The organism is Janthinobacterium aestuarii (assembly GCF_051380835.1).
Lineage (GTDB): Bacteria > Pseudomonadota > Gammaproteobacteria > Burkholderiales > Burkholderiaceae_D > Janthinobacterium > Janthinobacterium aestuarii.
Genome location: NZ_JBNYXU010000009.1, coordinates 1 through 23,460, shown reverse-complemented (window position 1 = coordinate 23,460; position 23,460 = coordinate 1). Strand labels below are relative to the sequence as shown.

The following is a 23,460-nucleotide window of genomic DNA, read 5'->3' as shown; positions in this document are numbered from 1 at the left end:
CGCATGTGTGGGCTTGCATGTTCACCGGCGCCGCGAAGGCGCTACAATAGCGCTTCCATTTTCCCTCGCAGAAGAACTCACCATGGCCGTCAATTCTCCCAAGCCCATCGCCGCCGACTTGAAAGCCGTCGCCGGCATTGAAATCGGTGTTGCCGAAGCCGGCATCAAGAAACCCAACCGCAAGGATTTGCTGGTATTGAAACTGGCGCCGACGGCCACCGTGGCCGGCGTGTTCACCTTGAACCGCTTCTGCGCCGCGCCCGTGCAAATCTCGAAAGCCAACCTGGCGGCCGTGACGGCCGGCGCCGCGCCGATCCGCGCGCTGCTGGTCAACACGGGCAACGCGAATGCGGGCACGGGCGAATCGGGCCTGGCCGACGCGCAGGCCAGCTGCGCCGCGCTGGCCGAACTGCTGGGCTGCACGCCGCAGCAAATCCTGCCGTTTTCCACGGGCGTGATCCTGGAACCCTTGCCCGTGCAGCGCCTGGTCGCCGGCTTGCCGCAAGCCGTGGCCGCGCTGACCTCGGACAACTGGTTCTCGGCCGCTGAAGCCATCATGACCACCGACACGCAGCCGAAAGCCGGTTCGCGCACGGTCACCATCGGTGGCCACGCGGTGACCCTGACGGGCATCAGCAAGGGCGCCGGCATGATCAAGCCGAACATGGCCACCATGCTCGGTTTCCTCGCGTTTGACGCCACCGTGGCGCAACCGGTGCTGGACCAGCTGGTGAAGCAGGCGGCCGACAAATCGTTCAACTGCATCACCATCGACGGCGACACGTCCACCAATGACTCGTTCATGCTGGTGGCCACGGGCGCCGGCAGCCTGGTCATCGATTCCATCGATTCGCCGCACTATGCGGCACTGGCCGCGGCCGTGACCGAACTGTCGACCTTCCTGGCACAAGCCATCGTGCGCGACGGCGAAGGCGCGACCAAGTTCATGACCGTGACCGTGGAAGACGGCCGCAACGTGGAAGAGTGCCGCAAGATCGCCTACTCCATCGCCCATTCGCCGCTGGTGAAAACGGCCTTCTTCGCCTCCGATCCGAACCTGGGCCGCATCCTGGCCGCCATCGGCTATGCGGGCGTGGACGATCTGGACGTGGGCCAGTTGAACCTGTACCTGGACGACGTGTGGGTGGCCAAGAATGGCGGCCGCAACCCCGACTACCAGGAACAGGATGGCCAGCGCGTGATGCAGCAAAGCGAAATCACCATCCGCGTCAAGCTGGCGCGCGGCGATGCCACGGCCACCCTGTGGACGTGCGACCTGTCGCATGACTACGTGTCGATTAACGCCGACTACCGCTCATGACCGGCCTCGATCAATTCCTGATCCGCGCCGAGCGGGTACTGGCGCGCCTCGAGTCGATCTTGCCGCCGGCCTTGCCGGCAACCGACTGGAACAGCTTTGCTTTCCGCTGGCGCCGGCGCCAGGGCGCGCTTCCTTATTTGCAGGCCGTGGCCCATGTGTCGTCCATCGCCTTGGATGATTTGCACAATATTGGCACGCAAAAAGCGCAGATCGAGCAGAACACGCATCAGTTCGTCAGCAACCGTCCAGCCAACAACGTGCTGCTGACGGGCGCGCGCGGCACGGGCAAGTCGTCGCTGATCAAGGCCTGTTTGAACCAGTTCGCCGATCAAGGTTTGCGTCTGATCGAAGTGGACAAGGCGGACCTGGCCGACCTGCCCGACATCGTCGACCTGGTGGCGGCGCGCCCCGAGCGCTTCATCATCTTTTGCGACGACCTGTCGTTCGAAGAGGGCGAGAGCGGCTACAAGGCGCTGAAAGTGGCGCTCGACGGCAGCATCGCCGCGCAATCGGATAATGTGCTGATCTACGCCACCTCGAACCGCCGTCACCTGATGCCGGAACGGATGTCGGACAACACGAGCTACAAGACGGACGACGATGGCGATCTGCATCCGGGCGAGACGGTGGAAGAGAAAATCTCGCTGTCCGAACGCTTCGGCCTGTGGCTGTCGTTCTACCCGTTCAAGCAGGACGATTACCTCGATATCGCGGCGCACTGGCTCGCTTCGTTCGGCTGCACGCCGGAACAGATCGCGGCAGCGCGCGGCGACGCTCTGCGCTGGGCCTTGCAGCGCGGTTCCCGCTCGGGCCGGGTGGCCTGGCAATTCGCGCGCGACCATGCGGGGAAACTTCCTGCGGGAAAGTTGCCGCAATGAGCGAAGTGAAAATCAAACCGGTCGACGTCGCCGTCGGCATCCTGATGAAGCCGAATGGCGACGTGTTGCTGGGCCAGCGCCCGGCCGGCAAGCCGTATGACGGCTATTGGGAATTTCCTGGCGGTAAAGTCGAGCCTGGCGAAGCCATTTTTGATGCCTTGAAACGCGAGTTTGTCGAGGAACTGGGCTTGCATATCGACAGTGCCGAAGCCTGGTGCGGCGTCGAATATGTGTATCCGCACGCCCATGTGCGCCTGCATTTCTATATCAGCCGCGAATGGCGGGGCGAGCCGCAAAGCCTGGAAGGGCAGGCGTTCGCCTGGCTGGGCACGGTCGGCGTGGAACCCTTGCTGCCGGCCACCATTCCTCTGCTGGAATGGTTAGATGAGGTGCGCCGGGAATCGCTGGCGCCTGCCTGATCCCCACTTGTGCCAGCGTGCAGCACCATGCTGCGTGCTGGCGCAAGTTTTCCTGTGACTCTCCTTGTATAGTCGGCGCTTTGCGCTACAGTGCTTTCATCACGCACCGGGGAGTTTCGCATGCCGCTGACATTGACCTTTACCGATACCGATGAATTGCTGATTGCCGCTTTGCACAAGCGTGCCCGCGCGCATGGGCGCAGCATCGAGGACGAGCACCGCGACATCTTGCGCAACGCCTTGCGGCCCCTGCCGAAGCGTCCGCTCGACGATATTTTGCGCAGCATGCCCGACGTGGGGCTGGACGTGGATTTCGAGCGCCGCCCCTGATGCGCCATGCCTATGCCCGCCTATCTGGTCGACACGGATGTGATCGTTGCAGCGCGCAAGGGGAATGCCGCGCCGGCGGGCGTGGCCGATTTTTTCGGGCGGGTGGCGCCCGAGGCGCGTTATGTGCCGGTGCAGGTGATCGCGCAATTGCGCGCAGGCATACAGCGCAGCTGGCGGCGCGAAGCGGCGCTGGAAGCACTGGCGCTGGAAGGCTGGCTGGAAGCCGTGCTGGCGGAGTATGCGCCGCGGCTGCTGGAATTCGATCTCGATTGCGCCCTCGTGTGCGCGCGCCTGCATGGTCACGCGCATGGCGTCGATGGGCAGATCGCGGCGATGGGCATCGCCTATGGTTTGACGGTGGTCAGTGGCAGGCTCGACAGTTTCGCGGCGCAGGGGCTGCGCCTGGAAAATCCGTTTGCCTGATACTTATTGGGGTTTGTTGTTCTCGTCGGCCAATGGGTCTTCGAACGGGTCGGCGGCGGGGATCGTGTATTTTTCTTCGGCCCAGGCACCCAGGTCGATCTGTTTGCAGCGTTCCGAGCAGAAGGGGCGGAATTTATTGGCTTCAGTCCATTCGACTTTGGCGGCACAGGTAGGGCAGTTAACGACGGTCATGATGGGGCAAATAAGTAACGGTTAAAAATTACAGAGCGTGAGCTCGAACGGGACATCTTCTTCCAGCGGCTTGGGTTTCAAGTCGCCGCCTTGGGTAGTGAAGCGTACCCACAGCATGTATTTGTTGGCGGAAATTTCCGGGATGGCGCCGCTGTTTTCATCGAGGCTCAGGCGCAGCATCTGGTACACCTTGCCTTGCAGCATTTGCTGGTAGCTGCCGCCATTGGCGATCAGTTTAACGGGGCCGCCGGAATCGCGCAGCAGGCGCAAGACGAGGGCCAGCGCATCGAACAGGGGTGCTAGCGGGGCGAACCAGGCGTGGATATCGGTCAGGCGCTGCTCGGAGCTGCGTTTTTGCCAGGCAAAGTAGGACGGCAAGTCGAATTCGCAGGCGCCGCCCGGGATGATGGTGCGGCCGCGGATGCTCATCAGCCATTCATTGTCGCGGATATTCTGTCCCGTCTTGCCTTGCGCCGCCACCAGGGCGCCGCTGACACTGTCGAGTTCACCGAGGATGGCGTCGAGAGTTTCCGGTTCCACGTTCGGATTGCTGCGGTAACCGAGCAGGCTCTGGCGCTGGCGCTCGAGTTCTTGCAGCAGGTCGGACTTCAGGTCGGCGCGGCCGGCCACTTCGAGCATATCGAAAATAGTTGCCAAGGCAACATGGTGCTGCATTGCATGCTCTTGCTGGATGAAGAACTTGAATTTGTCGTACAGGTCTTCCAGCCGCAACAAGGTACGTATGCGTTCGTTGAAAGGGTATTCGTAGACAATCAAAATAATTCCCTTAAGTAAGGACCTGCAAACAATCCCGTGATTTTGAACCAAGCGTCGACAAATTACAAACGTTGCGGGGCCATTCCAGCCATTCTTTTTGAAAATGCCAGATATAAATCGTGCAACTGGGCAATCTGCGGTGCCAGGGCGGCCAAATCGCCGTTGTTGTCGATCACATCGTCCGCCGCCGCCAGGCGCATGGCGCGCGTGGCCTGCGTGGCCATGATGGCTTTGACTTGTTCTTCCGATAAGCCATTGCGCGCCATCACGCGCGACACTTGCAGGCTTTCCAGGCAATCGATGACCAGTACCCGGTTGACCCGCTCCACCCAGCCGCCGGACTCGACCAACAGGGGAACGGCAAAGATCACATAGCTGCCCGTCGCTGCTTCGGCCGCCGCCAGGGTGGCCTGGCGGATACGCGGGTGCAGGATGGCTTCCAGTTTCGCCTTGGCGGCAGCGTCGGAAAACACAAGGTTGCGCATTTTGGTGCGGTCGAGGGCGCCGCGCGCATCGGCGTAGCCGGCGCCAAATTCCGCCACCAGGGCTGGCATGGCCGCACCGTTGGGCGCCGTCAGGCTGTGGGCGATCTGGTCGGTGTCGACGATGGAGGCGCCGCGCGCGGCGAACATGTCGGCCACCGTGCTCTTGCCGCAACCGATGCCGCCGGTGAGACCGACGCTGAAATAAGGGGCGTTTTGTCGTTGCATGTATTTATCCATAGGGGCGCAGTGCAGCGCCGGTCAGCCGGTCAGGCCCAGTGTAAGCCGCGACAGGGGCGCGCCGTACAGCAGCGCGATCAGGCCCGCCGCCGCAAGGTAGGGGCCGAACGGAATCGGTTTGTCGCGCCCGCGCTTGGCAAACACGATCAGGCCGATGCCGACTAGGGCGCCGACCAGCGACGACAACAGGATGATCGTCGGCAGCATGGCCCAGCCCAGCCAAGCACCGAGCGCCGCCAGCAATTTGAAGTCACCATAGCCCATTCCCTCCTTGCCTGTCGCCAGCTTGAAGGCCCAGTACACGGCCCACAAGGCCAGGTAGCCGGCGGCCGCGCCGATGACGGCCTCTTGCAGGGGCACGAAAGTGCCGTTGATATTGACCAGCAGTCCTGCCCACAGCAGGGGGAAGGTGAGGTCGTCCGGCAGCATTTGCGTATCGGCATCGATGAAGGTCATGGCGATCAGCAAATACGCAAACAGGAGCGTGGCGAGACCCGTCCAGCCGCTGCCGAAGTGCCAGATCAAGAGGGCCGACAGCGCACCCGTCAGCAGCTCGACGAGCGGGTAGCGCACGGAGATCGGCACCTTGCAGGCGCTGCACTTGCCACGCAGAAGCAGGTAGCTGATGACGGGGATGTTTTCCATGGCCGTGATGCGGTGGCCGCAGGCGGTGCAGTTCGAGTGCGGCAGCATCAGGTTGTAGCGGTCCGTGTGCGGCAAGGGCAAGCCGTTTTCTTCCGCCACGTAATTATCGGATTCGCGCTGCATCATTTTCGGCACGCGGTGGATCACCACGTTGAGGAAGCTGCCGACGATCAGGCCGAACAGGGCGGCGGCGAGGGTGACGGGCAGGTTGCCGGACGCGGCGAACAGCAGGGTATCTTGCAGCATGGTGGAGTTGTCTGATGTGATGATGTTGCCGCGCAAACATTGCCTGGCACTGCCGCAGTGTAAAACATCTGCCGGTGCATGGGGACGTTTTGCGCAGGACGAACGGTCAAATCACGGCCCCGAGCTTGAAAATCGGCAAATACAAGGCGATCACGAGGGAACCGACGAGTACGCCCAGCACCACCATCAGCGCCGGTTCCAGCAGGGCCGAGAGCGTGGTCACGGTGACGTCGATCTCGGCCTCGATGATGTCGGCCGCGCGCGACAGCATGGCGTCGAGGGCGCCCGATTCCTCGCCGATGAGGGCCAGTTGCGTCAGCAGCGGAGGAAACACGGCGCTGTGTTCCATGGCCAGGGCCAGGCTGCCGCCGGCGCGGATTTCACGCTCGATGCGCGTTGTCGCTTCCTGGTACAGCGCGTGGCCGGAGGCGGCGCCCACCAGACCGAGCGAGTCGAGCAGCGGCACGCCGGCGGCGAACATGGCGGCCAGGGTGCGCGTCCAGCGGGCGATCGCCGCCTTGCGCAGAAGCGGGCCAAACACGGGTAGCTGCAATGCCCGCAGTTGCAAGTTGCGCCGCAAGGCGGGCCAGCGGCGCCAGGCCAGGTGCAGCAGCACACAAGCGAACACGAGCGCCACCAGCAAGGCCAGCCAGTAATGCACGAGGAAGGCGGACACGCCCATGACGACGAGGGTGGGCAGCGGCAAGGGCGCGCCGAAGCTGTCGAAGACCTGGCGGAACGCGGGCACGACCACACTCATGATGATGGCCGTGACGACGATGGCGACGAGCACGATGACCAGCGGATACATCAGCGCACCGCGCACCTGCCGCCGCAGGGCGATGGCCTTTTCCTGGTGCGTGGCCAGGCGCGCCAGCAATTCCTGCACGATGCCCGCCTGTTCGCCCGCCGCCAGCAGGTTGCAATACAGTTCGTCAAACAGCAGCGGGAACTGGCGGAATGCCTGCTGCAGGCTGCTGCCCGCTTCGATGTCGTGGCGCAAGTCGTGCATCAGCTCCGTGACTGCCGGTTTGGCGTGCCCCTTGCCGGCGATGTCGAAGGCGTGCAGCAGCGGAACGCCGGCGGCCATCATGGTCGATAGCTGGCGCGTGAACAGGGCGATATCCTTGCGTGTGATGGCCTTTCCGGGCGCGGCGCGCGGGGCTTTTACCTTGCTGGCAAGGATGCCCTGGCGTCTGAGCGCGGCCTTGGCCGTGGTGGCGTCGGCCGCGCGCAAGACGCCATCGACCGCCTTGCCATGGCGGTCCGTGCCCTTCCACGCAAAGCGCCGCTCGGCCGCCATGTGCACCTCCTGCCGTCACGGTAGCAGCGCCGGGCAAAAGCACCAGCGGCGCCGGCGGCAAGCTTGATGTGGCTCAGCCTTTCTTGGTTTGCACTTCCGTCTGCACAACGGCCTGGGCCTTCACGTCGGCCGCGTCTTCCTCGTCGCTATCCGTGCCCTTGCTGATGCTTTCGCCATCGTCGCGGCGCAAGGTCCAGAACGTCAGCGAGGACAGCACCGTCAGGGCGGCCAGGGTCAGGAAGGCGTGGTGCAGCGCCGTGCTGAGCATGGCGCGGTCCGACTGCGGCATGTCGCCCAGGTACCAGCCCGTGATCAGCGAACCGAAGGCGAGGCCAAAGCTCATCGACAATTGCTGCATCGAGCTGGCGATGGTGCTGGCCATGCTGGAGTCAGCCTTGTCGACGTCGGCATACGCGATGGTATTCATGCTGGAAAACTGCAGCGAATTGAAAAATCCCATGCACAGGCTGATGGCAACGATCACGGACAGGGGGGTGCCCACACTTACCTGCGAAAACATGGCGATGGTGACGCCGATCAGCACCGTGTTGACGATCAGCACCTGGCGGTAGCCGAATCGGGCCAGCACGCGCGCGGAAATGAATTTCATGCCCATGGCGGCGGCCGCCGACGGCATCATCAGCAAGCCCGATTGCCACGCGGGCAAGCCCAGGCCCAGCTGGTACAGCAGCGGCAACAGGAAGGGCAGGCCGCCCACGCCCAGGCGCGTGACGAAGCCGCCCACCACGGAGACGCGGAAGGTGCGGATCTTGAACAAGGTCAGGCGCAGCAGCGGGTGCAGCACTTCGCTCGAATGCCAGGCATACGCGGCCAGCAGGCTGATGGAAATGAACAGCAGCACGGCAAACGAGGTGCCGTCGATGCGGTGTTCGCCGAAGATTTCCAGCAGCCACGACAGCAGCGCGATGCCCGTGCCGAACAGCACCAGGCCGATCAGGTCCAGCGGACGGGGCTTGTCGCCATAGTAATCGGGCATGTAGCGGTGCGCCAGGTACAGCGCCACCAGGCCGACAGGCACGTTGACGAAGAAGATCTCGCGCCACGACAGCCAGTGCACGATCAGCCCGCCCACCGTGGGCCCCAGCAGGGGGCCGATCAGGGCGGGAATGATGACGAAATTCATGGCCGCCAGCAATTGCGATTTGGGAAAGGTGCGGATGATGGTGAGCCTTCCCACCGGCATCATCATGGCCGCGCCCACCCCTTGCAGCAGGCGCGCGGCCACCAGCATGGGGGCATTCACGGACAGGCCGCACAGGATGGAAGCGATGGTAAAGATGGCAACGGCGGCGGAAAACACGCGCCGCGTGCCGAAGCGGTCGGCCATCCAGCCGCTGATGGGAATGCACACGGCCAGGCTCAGGATATAGCTGGTGACGACGGCCTTCAGGCTCAGCGGCGTCACGTTCAGGCTGGCGGCCATGGCGGGGATGGCGGTGTTGACGATGGTGGAGTCGAGTTGCTCCATGAACAGGGCGGTGGCGACCACCCAGGGAAGGTAGCTTTTAATCGGGGAACTGGTCATGGATGCGAGCCTGAGGAGGAAAAACGGAGCCGACAGTAGGGCGAATTGTCACATAAATGGCGCAGGCGTGCCGCCCGCGCCATTCATTTTGGCAGCTTGCCGGGGACATCGTCCATGGAACATTTGTTCCATGGCAATAGATTGCGGGCACGACTAGCATGTGTTTTCAGGCAGTTCCCTCTCTATTTCCCCGAAAGTCACACCACATGAAAAATGCACTTACCTTCCTTGTCCTCGGCGCGGCCCTGTCCGCATGCGGTGGCGGCAGCGACGGCGGCACGCCGGCAGCACCGGTCACGCCGCCCGTCGTGGTCACACCCGTCGCCGACCCAGTGACGGTCGCCTCGCAAGCGGTCGCGGCCCAGGCTGGCCTGACCGTGATCGCCGGCGCCAACGGGGACGAGACGGTGTATGACATGGCCGCCGATATCGGCGACACGTGGCGCATCACGTTCGATAGCGCGAAGAAAACCTACGCCATCCGCGTCCTGTCGACGCAGTTCGGCTTGAGCGACCGCAGCGGCACGTTCAGCGCTGTCACCACCGGCCATCTCACCACCTACACGGCAACGGATTTCAGCGTCACCGTCGACGCGCGTACGCGCCTGCTGACGGGGACCGTGAAACTGGGCAACATGAATTCCAACGTCAGCGGCACCGGCTATGCCGTCACGGACGTGGCCAAGCTGGCCGGCAACTATATCTTCCTGGGCGCCATGCGCAATGCATCGAATGGCGGCGACCGTTTCAATCCGAAAGGCAGCCTCAAGGTGGCGGCCGATGGCAGCGCGCAACTGTGCAATGGCGGCGTGTTCAATGCGCAAGGCGTGTGCTCCGCGGTATCGCCGCAACTGGAAGCGGAAAATGCCAGCCTGATCCTGGTTCGTGACGCGACGCGTGGCCTGATCATTGCCCGCCAGGGTAACCAGGACTTCGGCATCGTCCACGCGCACGCCGGGGACCGGGGGCTGGCGCTGTTCATCGACCGCTACAGCCGCAATCAGCAGAACGTGCTGCGCGTGGGCACCATCGTGGCCGCCAAACAGCAAAAGATCGGCGCCGAAATCGCCGGCAGCTACGCCTGCGCGGCGCCGGGCATCAGCGCGAAGATCGTGGTGGCCGGCAGCACCGCCACCATCACCAACAATACCGCCGGCAAGACGCATGCCGAAACGATCACGATCAACAAGCTGGGCCTGGGCGCGCAGGCCGTCGATTTCGATGGCATCGCCGTGTTCAAGGACCCGGCCGACGTGCCGGCGGATTATTCGATGTTCATGCCGGTGTCGTCGAGCATGGCGGTCGAATTTTCGACCGACCGCTCGTATATGGGCACATGTTTGAAAAATTAAAAGGTGCCGCCACGTGCCTGTGTGAGTAGTGTGAGTAGGTCGGGTTAGCCGGTACGGCGTAACCCGACATCACCATTAGCGTGGCAGTCGTTCCAGCGCATCCATCAACGGCATCGCCGCGTCGGCAATCCGCTCCAGGCTGGCCTCGCGCAGGGCGGCCGTATCGACCGAGTGCGCCGAGTCCAGCCCGGCCCAGCGCAGCAGCGCCGAACACGCGGCTGGCGTATCGAACATGCCGTGCAAATAGCTGCCGAGGATTTGCCCGTCGCCCGACACGGCGCCTTCCGGCCGCCCATCGATGACAAAGGCCGGCTGCGCCAGTGCCGCGCCATGCGAGAGTCCCATGTGGATTTCATAGCCTGCCACGCGCGTGCCGGCTGCGCCGTCAAACGCGCAGTGGCCGCTCACCTGTTCCAGGCGTTTTGCGCTTGTCAGTTCCGTCATCATGTCGAGCAAGCCCAGTGCCTTTGACTCTCCCGCCGCGCCTTCCACGCCCAGCGAATCGCGCACGCTTTGTCCCAGCATCTGGAAGCCACCGCAAATGCCCAGCACTTTGCCGCCATAGCGCAGGTGTTTTGCCAGGTAGGCGGGCCAGCCTTGCTGTTGTAGCCAGGCCAGGTCGCCGCGCGTGTTCTTGCTGCCAGGCAGGATCACCAGGTCGGCCGCTGGAATCGGCTGCCCCTGCTGGATGAATTGCAGGTCGATATCGGGATGGGCGCGCAGCGCGTCGAAGTCCGTGTGGTTGCTGATGCGCGGCAGTTGCGGCACCACCACTTTGAAGGCGCCCCGTTCGGCCTGCATCGCCTCGACGGCGTCTTCCGCGTCGAGGAACAGGCCTTGCAAATACGGCAGCACGGCCAGCACGGGTTTGCCCGTCTGCTGCTCGAGCCATTCGATGCCAGGTTGCAGCAGCGAGATGTCGCCGCGGAAGCGGTTGATGACGAAGCCGAGGATGCGTGCCCGTTCGCTGTCGGACAAGCACGCCAGGGTGCCGATGATGTGCGCGAAGACGCCGCCACGGTCGATGTCGGCCACCAGAATCACAGGGCAGTCGACGGCTTCGGCAAAGCCCATGTTGGCGATGTCGCGCGCGCGCAGGTTGACTTCGGCGGGGCTGCCCGCGCCTTCGACGACGACGGCGTCGTACTGCTGGCGCAAGCGCGCGTACGACTCCAGCACGGCGCCCATGGCGATGGTCTTGTATTGCTGGTAGTCGCGCGCATCCATCTCGGCGCGCACCTTGCCGTGGATGATCACCTGTGCGCCCGTGTCCGACGACGGTTTCAAGAGCACCGGGTTCATGTCCGTGTGCGGCGCGATGCCGCAAGCCAGCGCCTGCAAGGCTTGCGCGCGGCCGATCTCGCCGCCGCCGCTGGTCACGGCGCTATTCAAGGCCATGTTCTGCGGCTTGAACGGCGCTACCGTCACGCCACGGCGTTTCAACAAGCGGCACAGGGCCGCGACGACGGTGCTCTTGCCCGCGTCGGACGTCGTGCCTTGCACCATCAGGGCGGGGAAGGGACTCTTCATGCCTGCTGCTCCTGCCACTGCGCGATGATGTCGCTGATCTGGCGCAGCCCTTCGGTAATCGCCGCCGGGCCAGGCGACAGAATGTCGGGCGACTTGATCTCGAACAGCATGTCATCGCGTACTGCGGGAATGGCGTCCCATCCTGGGCGTGCCGCCAGTTGTGTGGGCTGGAATTTCTTGCCGCACCAGCTGGCGAGGATGATGTCGGGCGCGCGTGCGACCACGTCATGGGGATCGGCGATGATGCGTTCCTTCGCGCCCGGCTGCAGGGACAATTCAGGGAAGGCATCCGTGCCGCCGGCGATCTCGATCAGTTCCGCCGCCCAGCCGATGCCGCTCATCAGGGGATCGTTCCATTCTTCAAAGTAAATCACAGGCTTGCGCGTCCAGGCGGCGGCGCGGGCCCGGGCGGTGGCGATGTCCGCGCGCAGGCTGGCGATCAATGCGTTTCCCGCTTCCTCGCGCTGCACCAGCGCGGCCAGCACGGCGATCATGCGCAGGATGCCGTCCACCGTGCGCTGGTTGAACTGGTGCACTTCGATGCCTGCCTTGACCAGGTCGCGGCAGATATCGGCCTGCATGTCGCAAAAGCCGATCACGAGATCCGGTTTTACTGCCAGAATGCGTTCCAGGTTCGTGGACGAAAAGCCGCTGATCTTGGTCTTTTCCTCGCGTGCGCGGGGAGGGCGCACGGTAAAGCCGGAAATGCCTGCGATCGTGTCTTCGGCGCCCAGCGCGTACAGCGTTTCCACGGCTTCCGTCGACAAACAGGCGATGCGCTGGTAATGGCTCATTGAGCCGCCTTGCTGGTACGGCGCTGGCGGGCCGCTTCCAGCTGTTCGCACATGGCGGCCGTGCCTTCGATCATGCGCGGGCCGGCGCGGTTCAGCAGGTCGCCATTCAGGCGGAACAGGTTATTTTTGCGCACGGCCGTCATCGACGGGAAGGCGCGCCACATGGCCAGGCCGCCTTCGCTGCGCGGATCGCTTTTTTCGCTGGTGCCAAAAATGACTTCCGGGTCTTCCTGCAGCACGCCTTCCGGCGTGACGACGGGCGCCACCACCTTCATTGCGGCGAACACATTCTGGCCGCCGCATACGCGCATGGAATCGCTGATGATGCTCGCGCCGCTCAGGGTATACAAAGGTTTATCCCACACCTGGTAAAACACGCGCACGGGCGGGCGCTGCGCATACTGGGTCGTCAAGCCAGCCAATTTGGCGCGCAACTGGGCGGCGGCCGGTTTGGCGGTCTTTTCCGTGCCCATCAGCTGCCCCAGGCGCTCCATGCTGTCGGGGATATCGGCCAGCTTGCGCGGTTCGCTGTGATAGATCGGCACCTTCAAATGGCGCAGCATGGCGATCTGGCGCTCGGCGCTGCCATGCATCCAGACGACGATCAGGTCCGGCTTCATGGCGATGATGCGCTCCATGTCGTACTGGCGGTTGTCGCCCACCTGCGGCAGTTTCTTGGCCGCTTCCGGATAGTCGCTGTAGCTGACGACACCGGCGATCTTCTCGCCGCCACCAGCGGCGAACAGCAGTTCCGTCACGTGCGGCGCCAGCGCCAGGATGCGCTGCGCCGGCTTTTCCACGGTGACGGTATTGCCGTCATCGTCGCGCACGGTGATGGCGGCATGCGTTTGCAACGAGACCAGTCCGGCCAGCAGTAGTGCGGTTTTCAAGTGGTTCATATGTGCTTCCATGCGGTGAGAGCCTGCTGCAGGCGCAGCCAGGCGTGTTCGTCGGGGGGCAGACCCAGGCGGATGCCGTGGGCGGCGTGGCGGAACAGGCGCACCCAGATGCCCGATTCTGCCATGTGGCGCCAGAACGCTTCGGCGCGTGCTTCCGGCCACCACTGAAGCAGCGCCGTGCCGCTGCTGGCGATGCAGTGCGCGGCCAATAGCTGGCGCAGGCGGTCGCCTTCGCCGCGCAGGCGTTCGCGCATCACTTCCTGCCAGTGTGTATCGGTGAGCGCGGCCAGCGCCACCTGCTGCGCCGGGCCGCTGACGGTCCACGGGCCCAGCATGTCGGCCAGCCGGGCCAGCAGCACGGGATGGGCAGCGACAAAGCCCAGGCGCAGTCCCGCCAGGCCAAAGAATTTGCCGATGGAGCGCAGCACGACCAGGCCAGGCTGGCCCGAGTGCGGGCCGAGGCTGGCGTGCGCTTCCGTGTCGCCAAACGCTTCATCGACCACCAGCCAGCCGCCGCGCGCGGCCAGCCGGGTGGCCCATGCCAGCAGCAGTGCGGGGGCGATGCGTTCGCCCGTGGGATTGTTCGGATTGCAGATGACCAGCACGTCGCAGTGATCCACCACGTCGGCCAGCTGCGCATACGCTACTTGCCGCAATTGGTGGCCGTGCTGGCCCCAGTGGTGCGCGTGTTCCGCATACGAGGGCGCGGCCACCACCACGCGCGATGGCGCGCGCAGCCGGGGCAGGGCCTGGATGGCGGCCTGCGTGCCCGCCACGGGCAGCATGGCTGGCGCGTCATAGTAGCTGCAGGCGGCTGCGGCCAACGCGGGATCTGCCTCCGGCAGCCGGTGCCAGGCGTTGGCGTCGGGTGCTGGCGCTGCATACCAGTGCGGGTTGATGCCGGTCGACAGGTCGATCCAGTCGGCCAGCGGTCTGCCATATTCGCGCGCGGCGTCGCGCAGGTTGCCGCCATGTTCAAGCAATGTATTTCCCCTTCAGGTAGAACAGGCCCGCCAGCAGCGCCATCCAGATCAACCACAGGACGGCCGTTTCCGCCACCAGGCGCCAGGCGCGGTCGATGTCGCGCGCTTCGGCGGGACGGCCGGCGCCCAGCGGCGGACGGCGTTCCAGTTCGCCGTCATAGATGGCGTCGCCGCCCAAGGCCAGGCCCAGGGCGCCGGCGCCGCTGGCCATCACGGGGCCTGCGTTCGGGCTGCCCCAGTTGGGGGCCTGGCTGCGCCAGCATTGCCATGCGCGCTGTTTGTCGGTCATGGTTTTGCCCAGCAATACATACGACAGGGCCGTCAGGCGCGCGGGCAGATAATTCAAGATGTCGTCGATGCGCGCGGCGTAGCAGCCGAACCAGTTATAGCGCTCGTTCCGATAGCCCCACATGGCGTCGAGGGTATTGGCCAGCCTGAATAGCACGGCGCCGGGGCCGCCCGCCACGGCAAACCAGAACAGGGTGCCGAAGACGGCGTCGTTGCCGTTTTCCAGCAGGGATTCCGTGCTGGCCTTGGCCAGGCTGACCGCGTCGGCATTGGCCGTGTCGCGGCTGACGATGCGCGCCGTCAGCAGGCGCGCGTTGTCCAGGTCATCGATGGCCAAGGCATCGGCGATCGGTTGATTGTGGTCGCGCAGGCTGCGCAAACCGAGGCAGAGATAGAGCAGGAAGACGTGGAGCGCCGCACCGGCCAGGCCGCACAGCCAGTAGGCGGCATAGCTGATGGGCAGCACGGCCAGCGACCAGGCCAGCGCGCCGCGCAGCAAACGCCCGCGGCCCCGGTTCAGCAGGCGTTCCAGTGCGCTGGCGATGCGCCCAAAGCCGACCAGCGGATGCCAGCGGCGCGTTTCTCCCAGCAGCATGTCGAGCAGCACGCCAGCCGTCATCAAGGCAGCCAGCATGGGCAGCGACAGGCCGCTCAGCATGGGCCGCCTTTCAGGTACAGGGGCAGGCCGGCGGCGACGAAGACGGCCTTGTCGCACACGGCCGCCACGGCCTGGTTCAAGCGGCCTGCTTCATCGGTGAAGCAGCGCGAGATGGCGCCGTAGGGCACGATGCCCATGCCCACTTCATTCGAGACGAGAACGAGGTCGCAATCGGTATCGCCAATTTCGGCCAGCGCGTACAGCAGGTGCGCGCGCTCGCTGTGGAACAGTTCGGGCAGGGCGATGTCGCCCACGTCCGGATACGTCTCGCCGCTGGAAAATATCAGGTTCGTCAGCCACAGGGTCAGGCAGTCGACCAGCAGCAGACGGCCGGGCCGTGCTTCCCGCAGGATGGCGTCGCCCAGGCGCAGCGCTTCTTCCATGGTTGCCCACTCGGCCGGGCGCTGCGCACGGTGGTGCGCGATGCGCGTGGCCATTTCGCCATCGCCCGCCTGCGCGGTGGCGATGTAGATCACTTCCCTGCCGGACTCGCGGGCCAGCTTTTCCGCATGGGCGCTCTTGCCGGAACGGGCGCCGCCAAAGACCAGGGTGCGCGTCATGGCGCTGTTACCACTCGGTGCCGATTTGTGCGCCGATGCCGGCCGCATACGCATGCTTGACGACGGCCATTTCGGTGACGGTGTCGGCGATCGCGATCAGTTCGTCCGGCGCGCCGCGGCCCGTGATGACCACGTGTTGCATGGCCGGGCGTTCCAGCAGGTCGGCGATGACCTTGTGCACGTCGAGGTAGTTGTACTTGAGGGCGATATTGAGTTCATCGAACAGCACCAGGCCGTAGCTTGGGTCGGCCAGGAAGGTTTTCGCCTGCTCCCATGCCAGTTCGGCTTTTTCGATGTCGCGTTCGCGGTTTTGCGTTTCCCAGGTATAGCCTTCGCCCATCGCATGAAAACTGATCTCGTCGGGGAAGCGGCGCAGGAATTTCTCTTCGCCCGTCGACATGGCGCCTTTGATGAACTGCACCACGCCCACTTTCATGCCGTGACCCATGGCGCGGATGGCCATGCCGAAGCCGCTCGAGCTCTTGCCCTTGCCATTGCCCGTGTTGACGATGATGATGCCGATTTTCTTGTCGGCCTTGGCGATGGCCGCGTCGATGATGGCCTTTTTTCGTTCCATGCGCACGCGGTGGCGTTGGTTTATAGCTGCGGTATTGGCTGCGGTCTCCGCATCGATGGTTTTGTTCTCGCTCATGTCAGTCCTCTTTCGGTATGAATATCTTGCGTTTGCCGTGATCGATGATCTCGATCGGGTGGCCCAGGTAGTCGCCCAGGATGGACGCCTGCATCACGTCGGCCACGGGGCCGGCCAGCCAGCCGCCATCGCCCATCAGCAGCAGCGCATGGGTCGAGACGCTGTGCGCCAGGTTCAGGTCATGGCCCACCATGACCACGGTTTTGTTCTGTTCTCGGCACAGCTTCGACAGCAGGCCCATGACGCTGACCTGGTGCGCCAGGTCCAGCGCGTTGGCCGGTTCATCGAGCAGCAGCAAGGGCGTATCCTGCGCCAGCATGGCGGCGATCGCCACGCGCTGGCGTTCGCCGCCGGACAGATTGCGCACGTCGCGCTCGGCCAGGTGCTCGACTTCCATCGACGCCAGCGCCGCCAGGGCGATGCGCTGGTCGTCGCTGCCTTCCCAGTAATGGTGGTCGTGATACGGATGGCGCGCCGACAGCACCGTTTCGATGACGCGGTACGAGAACGCGTCCTTGCGCGCCTGCGCCAGGAAAGCCCGTTCGCGCGCCAGCTCTTCCAATGGCCAGTCGATCAGGGCGCGGCCCTGTATCGTCACGTGGCCGGCATCCGGTTCGCGCAAGCCGGCCAGGGTGCGCAGCAAGGTGCTCTTGCCGGCGCCATTGCGGCCGATCACGCTCCAGCATTCGCCATCCCTGATGTGCCAGATGAGGTTTTCCACGAGGCAGCGTGTGCCCGCTTTCAGGCCGAGTTGGTAGGTACGTATCATGCTCGTTTCATCCCCTGCGCAAGCGGTGCAATTGGTACAGGAAGACGGGCGCGCCTATCATGGCCGTGACCACGCCGACTGGCAGCTGCAACGGTGCCAGCACGGTGCGCGCCAAGGTATCGGCCAGTACGAGGAAGGTGCCGCCAGCCAGCGCGGCGGCCGGTATCAGCAGGCGGTGATCGGGACCGCACGCAAAGCGCAGCGCATGCGGCACGATCAGACCGACGAAGCCCACGCTGCCGGCGCTGGTGACGGCGCTGGCCGTGAGCAGGCCGGAACAGAAGAACAGTCCCTTGCGCAGGGCGCCCACGCGCACGCCCAGGGTGCTGGCCGCTTCCGCGTGCAGCGCCATGACGTTCAGCGCGCGCGCGCAGCGCAAGGCGAAGACCATGGCGCCCGCCAGGACCAGCCAGGGCATCAGCCGCGCCGGCGCGCCGGACAGGTCGCCGATCATCCAGAACACCATGCTGCGCAAGCGGCTTTCCGGGGCGATGGACAGCATCAGGGTGACGATGGCCATGCAGGCCGAGGCCAGGATCACGCCCGTCAGCAGCAAGAGCGAGGCGCCGCCTTCGGCCGCCGTGCCGCCGCGCAGGTCGCGCCGGGCAAAGAAATACAGCAGCATGGACACGCCGACGGCGCCGGCAAAGGCGGCCGCATCGACCACCCACAGCGCGCACATGAACAGCAGCGCGGCCAGCGCGCCGACAGAGGCACCGGCGGAAATGCCCAGCACATACGGGTCCGCCAGGGGATTGCGCAGGAGAGCCTGCATCATCAGCCCCGCCAGCGACAGCGCCGCGCCGGTGACAAAGGCGGTCAGCGCGCGGCCCAGACGCAGGTCGAGCAAGGTGGCGGCGAGGGTGTCGGTTTGGCCCTGCACGACATGGAGCAGCGCGGAAGGCAGGTCGGCGAGCGGAATGGCGATCGAACCGATCATGCCGGAGAAAATCAGGCTGGCAACCGCGCACACGATCAGCACCGTGAGGATCACGGTGGCGCGGTGGCGCATATTGCGGAAAAATGGGTGCATGCATACCTTTAAAACGGGGACCGCAGAACTGCACTGCGGGCGATGACGGATAGCGCCACCGCCCGCAGCTTACATCATTACATCATGTTCATTTCATGCCGTAGCGTACGCCAACGAAGAGGTTCGAACCTGGCGTCGCGTAAAAGCGGCCCAGTTCATAGTCCTTGTTGGTGATGTTGTTCCAGCGTGCCAGCACCGACCAGTCGCGCGCGAACTGGTAGGTGGTGTACAGGTTCAGCAAACCATAGCCACCGAGGGTGGTTTTGTTGGCGGGATCTTCAAAACGCTTGCCTGACAACTGCCATTCCGTACCGGCAGTCAAAGGACCGGTCGTGTAATCGACGGCGAAATTGGCATGCTTTTTCGCGCGGCGTGCCAGTTGCTTGTCTGTGGTCTCATTGCGAGGATCTTGCAGATCGATATTGCCACTGACGTTGAAGGCACCGAATTTGCGCGCGCCAGCCAGTGTCAAGCCTTCGAGCAGGGCTTTGTCGACATTCATGCTGCAGCCATAGCCTGGTTTCCAGCCGATTACCGGGCAAGCCGACACATAGGTGAGCATGTCGGTAATCTTGTTATGGTAATAGGTCGCGCTCAGTTGCGATTGGCCATCGTTGTAATGCAAGCCGATTTCAGCATTGCGGCCTTTTTCTGGCTTGTTCGTCGGGATGCCGGAATCAGGGTAGTACAGATCGTTGAAAGTAGGTGCGCGGAAGCTTGTGCCATAACTGGCGCTGGCGCGCAAGGCATTGCTGAAACGATAGCCATAGGCAACGCTGCCCGTGTTGTGCGTGCCGTACGCCGAGCTGTCGTCGCGACGGCCGCTGATGCTGGCCAGGTGAGCGCCGCGCACCAGGTTATACGATGCTGCGAACGATTTGGTATTGCGTCCGCCGGACAGGCCTTTTGCGGAGCTCACGACGTCTTCGTCACGGTATTCACCCAGCAGTTGCAGGGTGTCACGGCCGATGAGAATATCGTTTTGCCAGCTGATGTCGCTTTGCTTGGTGTCGAACTGGCTTCTGCCGAAGGCGCCAGTGGCGGAAACCGAGGTTTGTTTGTCCTTCGCCTGTGCGTAGCGCAGCTCACTGCTCCAGTTCGGCAAGAACTGGTTCTTCGTGAAGACCGAGATGTTTTCCAGCTTATTGTAGTTGCGTGCGTCGAAGTTCAAGCCCGAATCGTACTGCGCATCCAGTTTGCTTTTCAGGAAAGTCAGGCCGACATCATGGCCTTTGGCCATCTGGTAGCCAAACTGGCCACTGACGCTTTCCTTGTCGTAGCCGTCTTTGTCCGGATTGTAGGTGTACGTCGAGGCGCCCAGCTTGGAGGCGGAAAAGCCATCCGATTTTTCCTTGCCCGCAGTCAGCGCATAGCTGAAGTTGTTGTTGCCACCAGTAGAGCCAGCAACGCTGGCTTCCGCCTGACGCGTGTTGTAGCGGCCATAGCCAGCGAAGGCGGAAAAGCGCGCCGCGCCGTCGCCTTTCTTGGTAAAGATCTGGATCACGCCGCCGACGGCATCGGCACCATACATGGTGCTCAGTGGACCGTAGACGATTTCAACGTGATCGATGCTCGACAAAGGCAGGGCGCTCCAGTTGGCAGTGCCCGATGTGGCGGAACCGATGCGCACGCCGTCGACCAGTACGATATTCTGGTTGGCGTTCGCGCCGCGAATGAATACGCTCGAATTGGTGCCTGGGCCGCCACTGCGATTGACTTCAATGCCGCGCTGCTTTTGCAGCAGGTCGATCAGCGTACCGGCGCCGGAGCGCGCGATGTCTTCCGAGCTGATGGTCTGCGTATCGCTCAACACTTCGCTCAAGTGCTGAGGGTAGCGGTTGGCGGTGACGACGACGGGATCAAAGGTGTCTGGCGTGGCTTGGGCGAAAGCGGCAGGCGCGGCAATGGCTAGCGCGAGCGACGTGAGCGCCGCGTGGCGGGAAACAGCATGGGTCATAATAATTTTCAGTAAGTAATATGCAACCAGCCGACGTCCCCGTAGGCCAGATTGAACAGAAGTGGGAACTGAAGATGACGATCGAAGATGGACACAGGGGCCATTCGGATCGCGAACATCCCCGTTCGCACACTTCCACCTGTCCTGGCCGGTATCCGGGCTGGCAAGTGCGGCTATCCCACCTTCCCATGCTCGATGATTGCAAGCACAGTGGTTGTCAGAGATAGCTTGTCGCCCGCATCCTGTTGGAGCGGCGACACTTGCTTACCGTTGCGGGGGCAGCACACGTTCGCCGCGAGCGCGGCATCGTGTTTCCCGTTTAACTGCGTTCATGGACATGAACGCGGGCACCAAAACCCCGCCATTATACGTGCAGTGGGCGTGGACTGAAATGGCTGGCTGGACGATTCGATATCAGAAATCGACGACGACCGTCGCACCGTAGGCGATTTTATGGGCGGAACGGGCGGCCAGCAGGGCCGTTTCTTCCAATGGCAGCCGGGCTTGCAGTGCCGACAGCAGGCGGATGGTGCCCGCATGGCAGATGATGACCACCGTTTCGTGTTGTTCGCGCAACAGATCGCCTAAAAACGCATCGACACGGGCGGCCATCGCCAGCACATTTTCGCCCCCGCCGGGGCGGTACCAGGCCATGTCGGCCGCCCAGGCATCGATTTCCGCGCGCGCAATTGCGTGCCAGGGCTGCATTTCCCAGGTGCCAAAATCCATTTCGGCCAGCCGCGCATCAAGGAGCAGGGCGCTGGAAGGCAAGTCTTGCGCCAATGCTGACGCCAGACCGGCGCAGCGGCGCAGCGGACTCGCGTAGAGCGGCACACCGGCCGGTAAAGTCGCTTGAATCCTGGCGCGCACTGTGACCATTTCATGCGGCGCCACCGCCACGTCGCTGCGGCCATAGCAGGTGCCGCTGGTCACTTGCGGCGTGGGATGGCGAACGAGGATCAAGCGCATGCTTGTTCAGTAGAAGCGCAATGGAGGTTGGAAGCTGGAAAGGATGGCCAGGTAAATCGCCACTTCCGCCACCTGCTGCACGGCGCCCAGGCAGTCGCCCGTATAGCCTTGCAGGCGGCGCTGGCATTTGCGGCCCAGCCAGAATGCGGCAGCTGCCGCCGCCACGATGGCAAAGACCAGCGTGGCCCAGTCAAATATTCCCAGCAGGCCGCAGGCGATGGCGGGCAGCAGGCCGCACACGGCGGCGATGATGAATTCTCCCGTGGTCATCTCCTGCGCCATCGGCTTGGCCTTGCCTTCATCGCGTGCATAATCCATGGCCCATATCAGCGAGACGGCGGCCAGGCGCGAAAGCGGATGAGCGATGAGTAAGGTTGCCATCACCGTGGCAGGCGGCAGCGATGCGAGCGCCGCGCATTTGATGGCCAGCAGGCACAGGATGCCGATGGCGCCATACGCGCCGATGCGCGAATCCTTCATGATTTCCAGCACCCGTTCGCGCGTCATGCCGCCGCCAAAGCCGTCGCACATGTCGGCGAAGCCGTCTTCATGGAAGGCGCCCGTCAGGTAGATGCCGGCGGCGACGGCCAGCAGCACGGCCACGGCCGAAGGCAGGAGCCAGCTGGCCAGCAGATACACGGCGCCACTGACGGACGCCACCACCACGCCGATCGATGGAAAGTAGCGCGAAGCGTGCTGCAGCCATGCCGGCTCGAAACCCACCCAGCGAGGGATGGGCAGGCGCGTGAAGAACTGCAGCGCAATAAAGAACAGGCGGCACTGGTGGATGGCGGCGGAAACGGGATTGGCCATGGTCTTAGTCTGGCGTGGACTTTTCGCTGACCTGGGCCGAGGCAAAGGTGGCCATCTCGCGCATGAAATTGACGGCCGCGTGCAGCAGCGGCAAGGCCAGCGCCGAACCCGTGCCTTCGCCGAGGCGCAAATCGAGGTGCAGCAGCGGACGCGCTCCCAGGTTGGCTAGCAACTGGCGGTGACCATTTTCATCGGAGCAGTGCGAAAACACGCAGTAATCGAGAATGGCCGGCTGCAAACGGGCCGCCACCAGCAAAGCGCTGCTGACGATAAAGCCGTCGATCAGCAAGATCATGCGCCGTTCGGCCGCTTTGAGCATGGCGCCGGCCATCATGGCGATCTCGAAACCGCCAAAGCTGGCCAGCACGTCGAGCGGCTCGGTGACTGCCGCATGATGGACGACAGCCGCCTCGATCACCTGTTGCTTGTGCAATATCCCTTCCTTCGACAGGCCGGTGCCGGCGCCCACGCAGTCGGCGACGGGCGTGCCGGTCAGCTTGTGCATCAGTGCGGCGGCGGCCGTGGTGTTGCCGATACCCATTTCGCCAAAGCCCAGCACATTGCCGTCCAGTGTGGCGACCAGGTCCATCCCCGCCTGCATGGCGGCCAGGCACTGCTCTTGGCTCATGGCGGGTTCTTTGGCAAAGTTGCGGGTACCGGGGCCTTGTTTGCGGTCGAGCAAGCCGTCGCGTGGGCCGAAATCGTGGTTCACGCCGGCGTCTACTATATAGAGGGCGCAATCGGCCTGACGGGCGAAGACGTTGATGGCGGCACCGTTGCCGAGGAAGTTCTCCACCATTTGCCACGTCACGCTTTGCGGGTAGGCGGAAATGCCTTCGGCCACGACGCCATGGTCGGCCGCGAAAACGATGATGGCGGGCTGGCGCAATGCCAGTTGCGTGCTTTGCTGGATCAGGCCGATCTGGCGGGCCAGGGTTTCCAGCATGCCGAGACTGCCCAGCGGCTTCGTTTTGCTATCGATGGCGTGGTCGAGTGCGCTGGCCAGGGCGGAATTGGCTGTAGGGACAATGTATGGGATAGGCATGGGAATCTAATATAGATGAGGCTTGATTTGGTCGGCGCTACGATATCACACAGCAATATCTGCCTGACTGCAAAATAGCCCTTGCGGGGCGTTCGGGGCTTGGCTATAATTCGCCCCCTCGCTGAACGACGCATGCAAATGCAGAGTAAAGCAGGGTGAAAAAAGAAGGTTGACGAAATGCTGCAAACGCTTCATACTCTTCCTTCTTCGCAGCTGACAAACACAACGCTTTGTCGATGGCGCGAAAGCAGTAACCGAATACAGTTCTTTAACAATTAACAGTCGATAAGTGTGGGCATTTGATGTAGTGCAGCGATGATCTTCGGATTGTCGTAATACTTAAAATATCAAATGTT

At 63.5% G+C, this 23,460-nt stretch carries 25 protein-coding genes and 1 riboswitch; of the genes, 6 read left to right on the top strand and 19 right to left on the bottom strand.

The features are described from left to right. Nucleotides 1-82: 82 nt before the first annotated feature. From argJ to ACQ4WO_RS21630, 5 genes are all read left to right on the top strand, one after another. Complete coding sequence (gene argJ, locus ACQ4WO_RS21650; protein WP_436483208.1) at nt 83-1,321, top strand: bifunctional glutamate N-acetyltransferase/amino-acid acetyltransferase ArgJ; 1,239 nt, start codon at nt 83-85, stop codon at nt 1,319-1,321. Further along, on the top strand, nt 1,318-2,199 hold the full coding sequence (locus tag ACQ4WO_RS21645; RefSeq protein WP_436483207.1) for an ATP-binding protein: 882 nt from the start codon (nt 1,318-1,320) through the stop codon (nt 2,197-2,199). Before argJ ends, ACQ4WO_RS21645 begins: the two co-directional genes overlap by 4 nt. Continuing rightward, nucleotides 2,196-2,618, top strand: a complete 423-nt coding sequence (locus ACQ4WO_RS21640) for an NUDIX domain-containing protein (protein ID WP_436483206.1) — start codon at nt 2,196-2,198, stop codon at nt 2,616-2,618. The genes ACQ4WO_RS21645 and ACQ4WO_RS21640 overlap by 4 nt, the downstream gene beginning before the upstream one ends. Before the next feature lie 120 nt (nt 2,619-2,738). Further along, nucleotides 2,739-2,948: a FitA-like ribbon-helix-helix domain-containing protein gene (locus ACQ4WO_RS21635; RefSeq protein ID WP_436483205.1), complete on the top strand. Its 210-nt coding sequence runs from the start codon at nt 2,739-2,741 to the stop codon at nt 2,946-2,948. A gap of 6 nt (nt 2,949-2,954) precedes the next feature. After that, nucleotides 2,955-3,371, top strand: a complete 417-nt coding sequence (locus tag ACQ4WO_RS21630) for a PIN domain-containing protein (RefSeq protein WP_436483204.1) — start codon at nt 2,955-2,957, stop codon at nt 3,369-3,371. Nucleotides 3,372-3,374: 3 nt separating this feature from the next. Here ACQ4WO_RS21630 and yacG read toward each other — a convergent pair whose 3' ends face one another. The 6 genes from yacG to ACQ4WO_RS21600 form a co-directional block, all read right to left on the bottom strand. Next, on the bottom strand, nt 3,375-3,566 hold the full coding sequence (gene yacG, locus ACQ4WO_RS21625) for a DNA gyrase inhibitor YacG (RefSeq protein ID WP_128141371.1): 192 nt from the start codon (nt 3,564-3,566) through the stop codon (nt 3,375-3,377). Between the two features lie 18 nt (nt 3,567-3,584). Next, nucleotides 3,585-4,340, bottom strand: coding sequence for a cell division protein ZapD (gene zapD, locus ACQ4WO_RS21620; protein ID WP_034748811.1), 756 nt, complete (start codon nt 4,338-4,340; stop codon nt 3,585-3,587). A 62-nt stretch (nt 4,341-4,402) separates the two neighbouring features. Continuing rightward, nucleotides 4,403-5,050 (bottom strand): dephospho-CoA kinase, encoded by a 648-nt coding sequence (gene coaE, locus ACQ4WO_RS21615; protein WP_436483203.1) that lies wholly within the window; start codon nt 5,048-5,050, stop codon nt 4,403-4,405. Between the two features lie 33 nt (nt 5,051-5,083). Further along, the gene (locus ACQ4WO_RS21610; RefSeq protein ID WP_436483202.1) at nt 5,084-5,953 is read right to left on the bottom strand and encodes a prepilin peptidase; all 870 of its coding nucleotides are present in this window, start codon (nt 5,951-5,953) and stop codon (nt 5,084-5,086) included. Between the two features lie 106 nt (nt 5,954-6,059). Next, nucleotides 6,060-7,256, bottom strand: coding sequence for a type II secretion system F family protein (locus ACQ4WO_RS21605; RefSeq protein WP_436483201.1), 1,197 nt, complete (start codon nt 7,254-7,256; stop codon nt 6,060-6,062). 73 nt (nt 7,257-7,329) lie between these two features. Beyond that, a complete protein-coding gene (locus ACQ4WO_RS21600; protein WP_436483200.1) occupies nt 7,330-8,802 on the bottom strand; it encodes a DHA2 family efflux MFS transporter permease subunit in 1,473 nt (490 codons plus the stop codon). A 206-nt stretch (nt 8,803-9,008) separates the two neighbouring features. Here ACQ4WO_RS21600 and ACQ4WO_RS21595 point away from each other — a divergent pair, with 206 nt between their 5' ends. Beyond that, nucleotides 9,009-10,154: a hypothetical protein gene (locus ACQ4WO_RS21595; protein ID WP_436483199.1), complete on the top strand. Its 1,146-nt coding sequence runs from the start codon at nt 9,009-9,011 to the stop codon at nt 10,152-10,154. Between the two features lie 75 nt (nt 10,155-10,229). On the opposite strand, the gene ACQ4WO_RS21590 is transcribed toward ACQ4WO_RS21595, so the two are convergent. The 13 genes from ACQ4WO_RS21590 to cobT form a co-directional block, all read right to left on the bottom strand. Continuing rightward, nucleotides 10,230-11,684 carry a cobyric acid synthase gene (locus ACQ4WO_RS21590; protein ID WP_436483198.1) on the bottom strand — a complete coding sequence of 485 codons (1,455 nt, stop codon included), beginning with the start codon at nt 11,682-11,684 and terminating at the stop codon, nt 10,230-10,232. After that, the gene (locus ACQ4WO_RS21585; RefSeq protein ID WP_436483197.1) at nt 11,681-12,478 is read right to left on the bottom strand and encodes an ABC transporter substrate-binding protein; all 798 of its coding nucleotides are present in this window, start codon (nt 12,476-12,478) and stop codon (nt 11,681-11,683) included. The genes ACQ4WO_RS21590 and ACQ4WO_RS21585 overlap by 4 nt, the downstream gene beginning before the upstream one ends. Then, nucleotides 12,475-13,377, bottom strand: a complete 903-nt coding sequence (locus ACQ4WO_RS21580; protein ID WP_436483196.1) for a cobalamin-binding protein — start codon at nt 13,375-13,377, stop codon at nt 12,475-12,477. The genes ACQ4WO_RS21585 and ACQ4WO_RS21580 overlap by 4 nt, the downstream gene beginning before the upstream one ends. Further along, on the bottom strand, nt 13,374-14,360 hold the full coding sequence (cobD, locus tag ACQ4WO_RS21575; protein WP_436483195.1) for a threonine-phosphate decarboxylase CobD: 987 nt from the start codon (nt 14,358-14,360) through the stop codon (nt 13,374-13,376). Before cobD ends, ACQ4WO_RS21580 begins: the two co-directional genes overlap by 4 nt. Further along, nucleotides 14,353-15,306: an adenosylcobinamide-phosphate synthase CbiB gene (gene cbiB, locus ACQ4WO_RS21570; RefSeq protein ID WP_436483194.1), complete on the bottom strand. Its 954-nt coding sequence runs from the start codon at nt 15,304-15,306 to the stop codon at nt 14,353-14,355. Before cbiB ends, cobD begins: the two co-directional genes overlap by 8 nt. Further along, the gene (cobU, locus tag ACQ4WO_RS21565) at nt 15,300-15,866 is read right to left on the bottom strand and encodes a bifunctional adenosylcobinamide kinase/adenosylcobinamide-phosphate guanylyltransferase (RefSeq protein WP_436483193.1); all 567 of its coding nucleotides are present in this window, start codon (nt 15,864-15,866) and stop codon (nt 15,300-15,302) included. The genes cbiB and cobU overlap by 7 nt, the downstream gene beginning before the upstream one ends. A gap of 7 nt (nt 15,867-15,873) precedes the next feature. Continuing rightward, on the bottom strand, nt 15,874-16,518 hold the full coding sequence (cobO, locus tag ACQ4WO_RS21560) for a cob(I)yrinic acid a,c-diamide adenosyltransferase (RefSeq protein ID WP_436483192.1): 645 nt from the start codon (nt 16,516-16,518) through the stop codon (nt 15,874-15,876). Nucleotide 16,519: 1 nt separating this feature from the next. Next, entirely contained in the window at nt 16,520-17,287 is a 768-nt protein-coding gene (locus tag ACQ4WO_RS21555; RefSeq protein ID WP_436483191.1) for an ABC transporter ATP-binding protein, read from the bottom strand. A 7-nt stretch (nt 17,288-17,294) separates the two neighbouring features. Then, nucleotides 17,295-18,320 (bottom strand): FecCD family ABC transporter permease, encoded by a 1,026-nt coding sequence (locus ACQ4WO_RS21550; RefSeq protein ID WP_436483190.1) that lies wholly within the window; start codon nt 18,318-18,320, stop codon nt 17,295-17,297. Nucleotides 18,321-18,408: 88 nt separating this feature from the next. After that, nucleotides 18,409-20,277, bottom strand: coding sequence for a TonB-dependent receptor domain-containing protein (locus tag ACQ4WO_RS21545; protein WP_436483189.1), 1,869 nt, complete (start codon nt 20,275-20,277; stop codon nt 18,409-18,411). A gap of 129 nt (nt 20,278-20,406) precedes the next feature. After that, nucleotides 20,407-20,647: riboswitch (cobalamin riboswitch) on the bottom strand. Nucleotides 20,648-20,691: 44 nt separating this feature from the next. Then, complete coding sequence (locus tag ACQ4WO_RS21540) at nt 20,692-21,246, bottom strand: histidine phosphatase family protein (protein WP_436483188.1); 555 nt, start codon at nt 21,244-21,246, stop codon at nt 20,692-20,694. 6 nt (nt 21,247-21,252) lie between these two features. Next, complete coding sequence (locus tag ACQ4WO_RS21535; RefSeq protein WP_436483187.1) at nt 21,253-22,059, bottom strand: adenosylcobinamide-GDP ribazoletransferase; 807 nt, start codon at nt 22,057-22,059, stop codon at nt 21,253-21,255. Between the two features lie 4 nt (nt 22,060-22,063). Continuing rightward, nucleotides 22,064-23,104 (bottom strand): nicotinate-nucleotide--dimethylbenzimidazole phosphoribosyltransferase, encoded by a 1,041-nt coding sequence (cobT, locus tag ACQ4WO_RS21530; protein ID WP_436483186.1) that lies wholly within the window; start codon nt 23,102-23,104, stop codon nt 22,064-22,066. Nucleotides 23,105-23,460 lie beyond the last annotated feature (356 nt).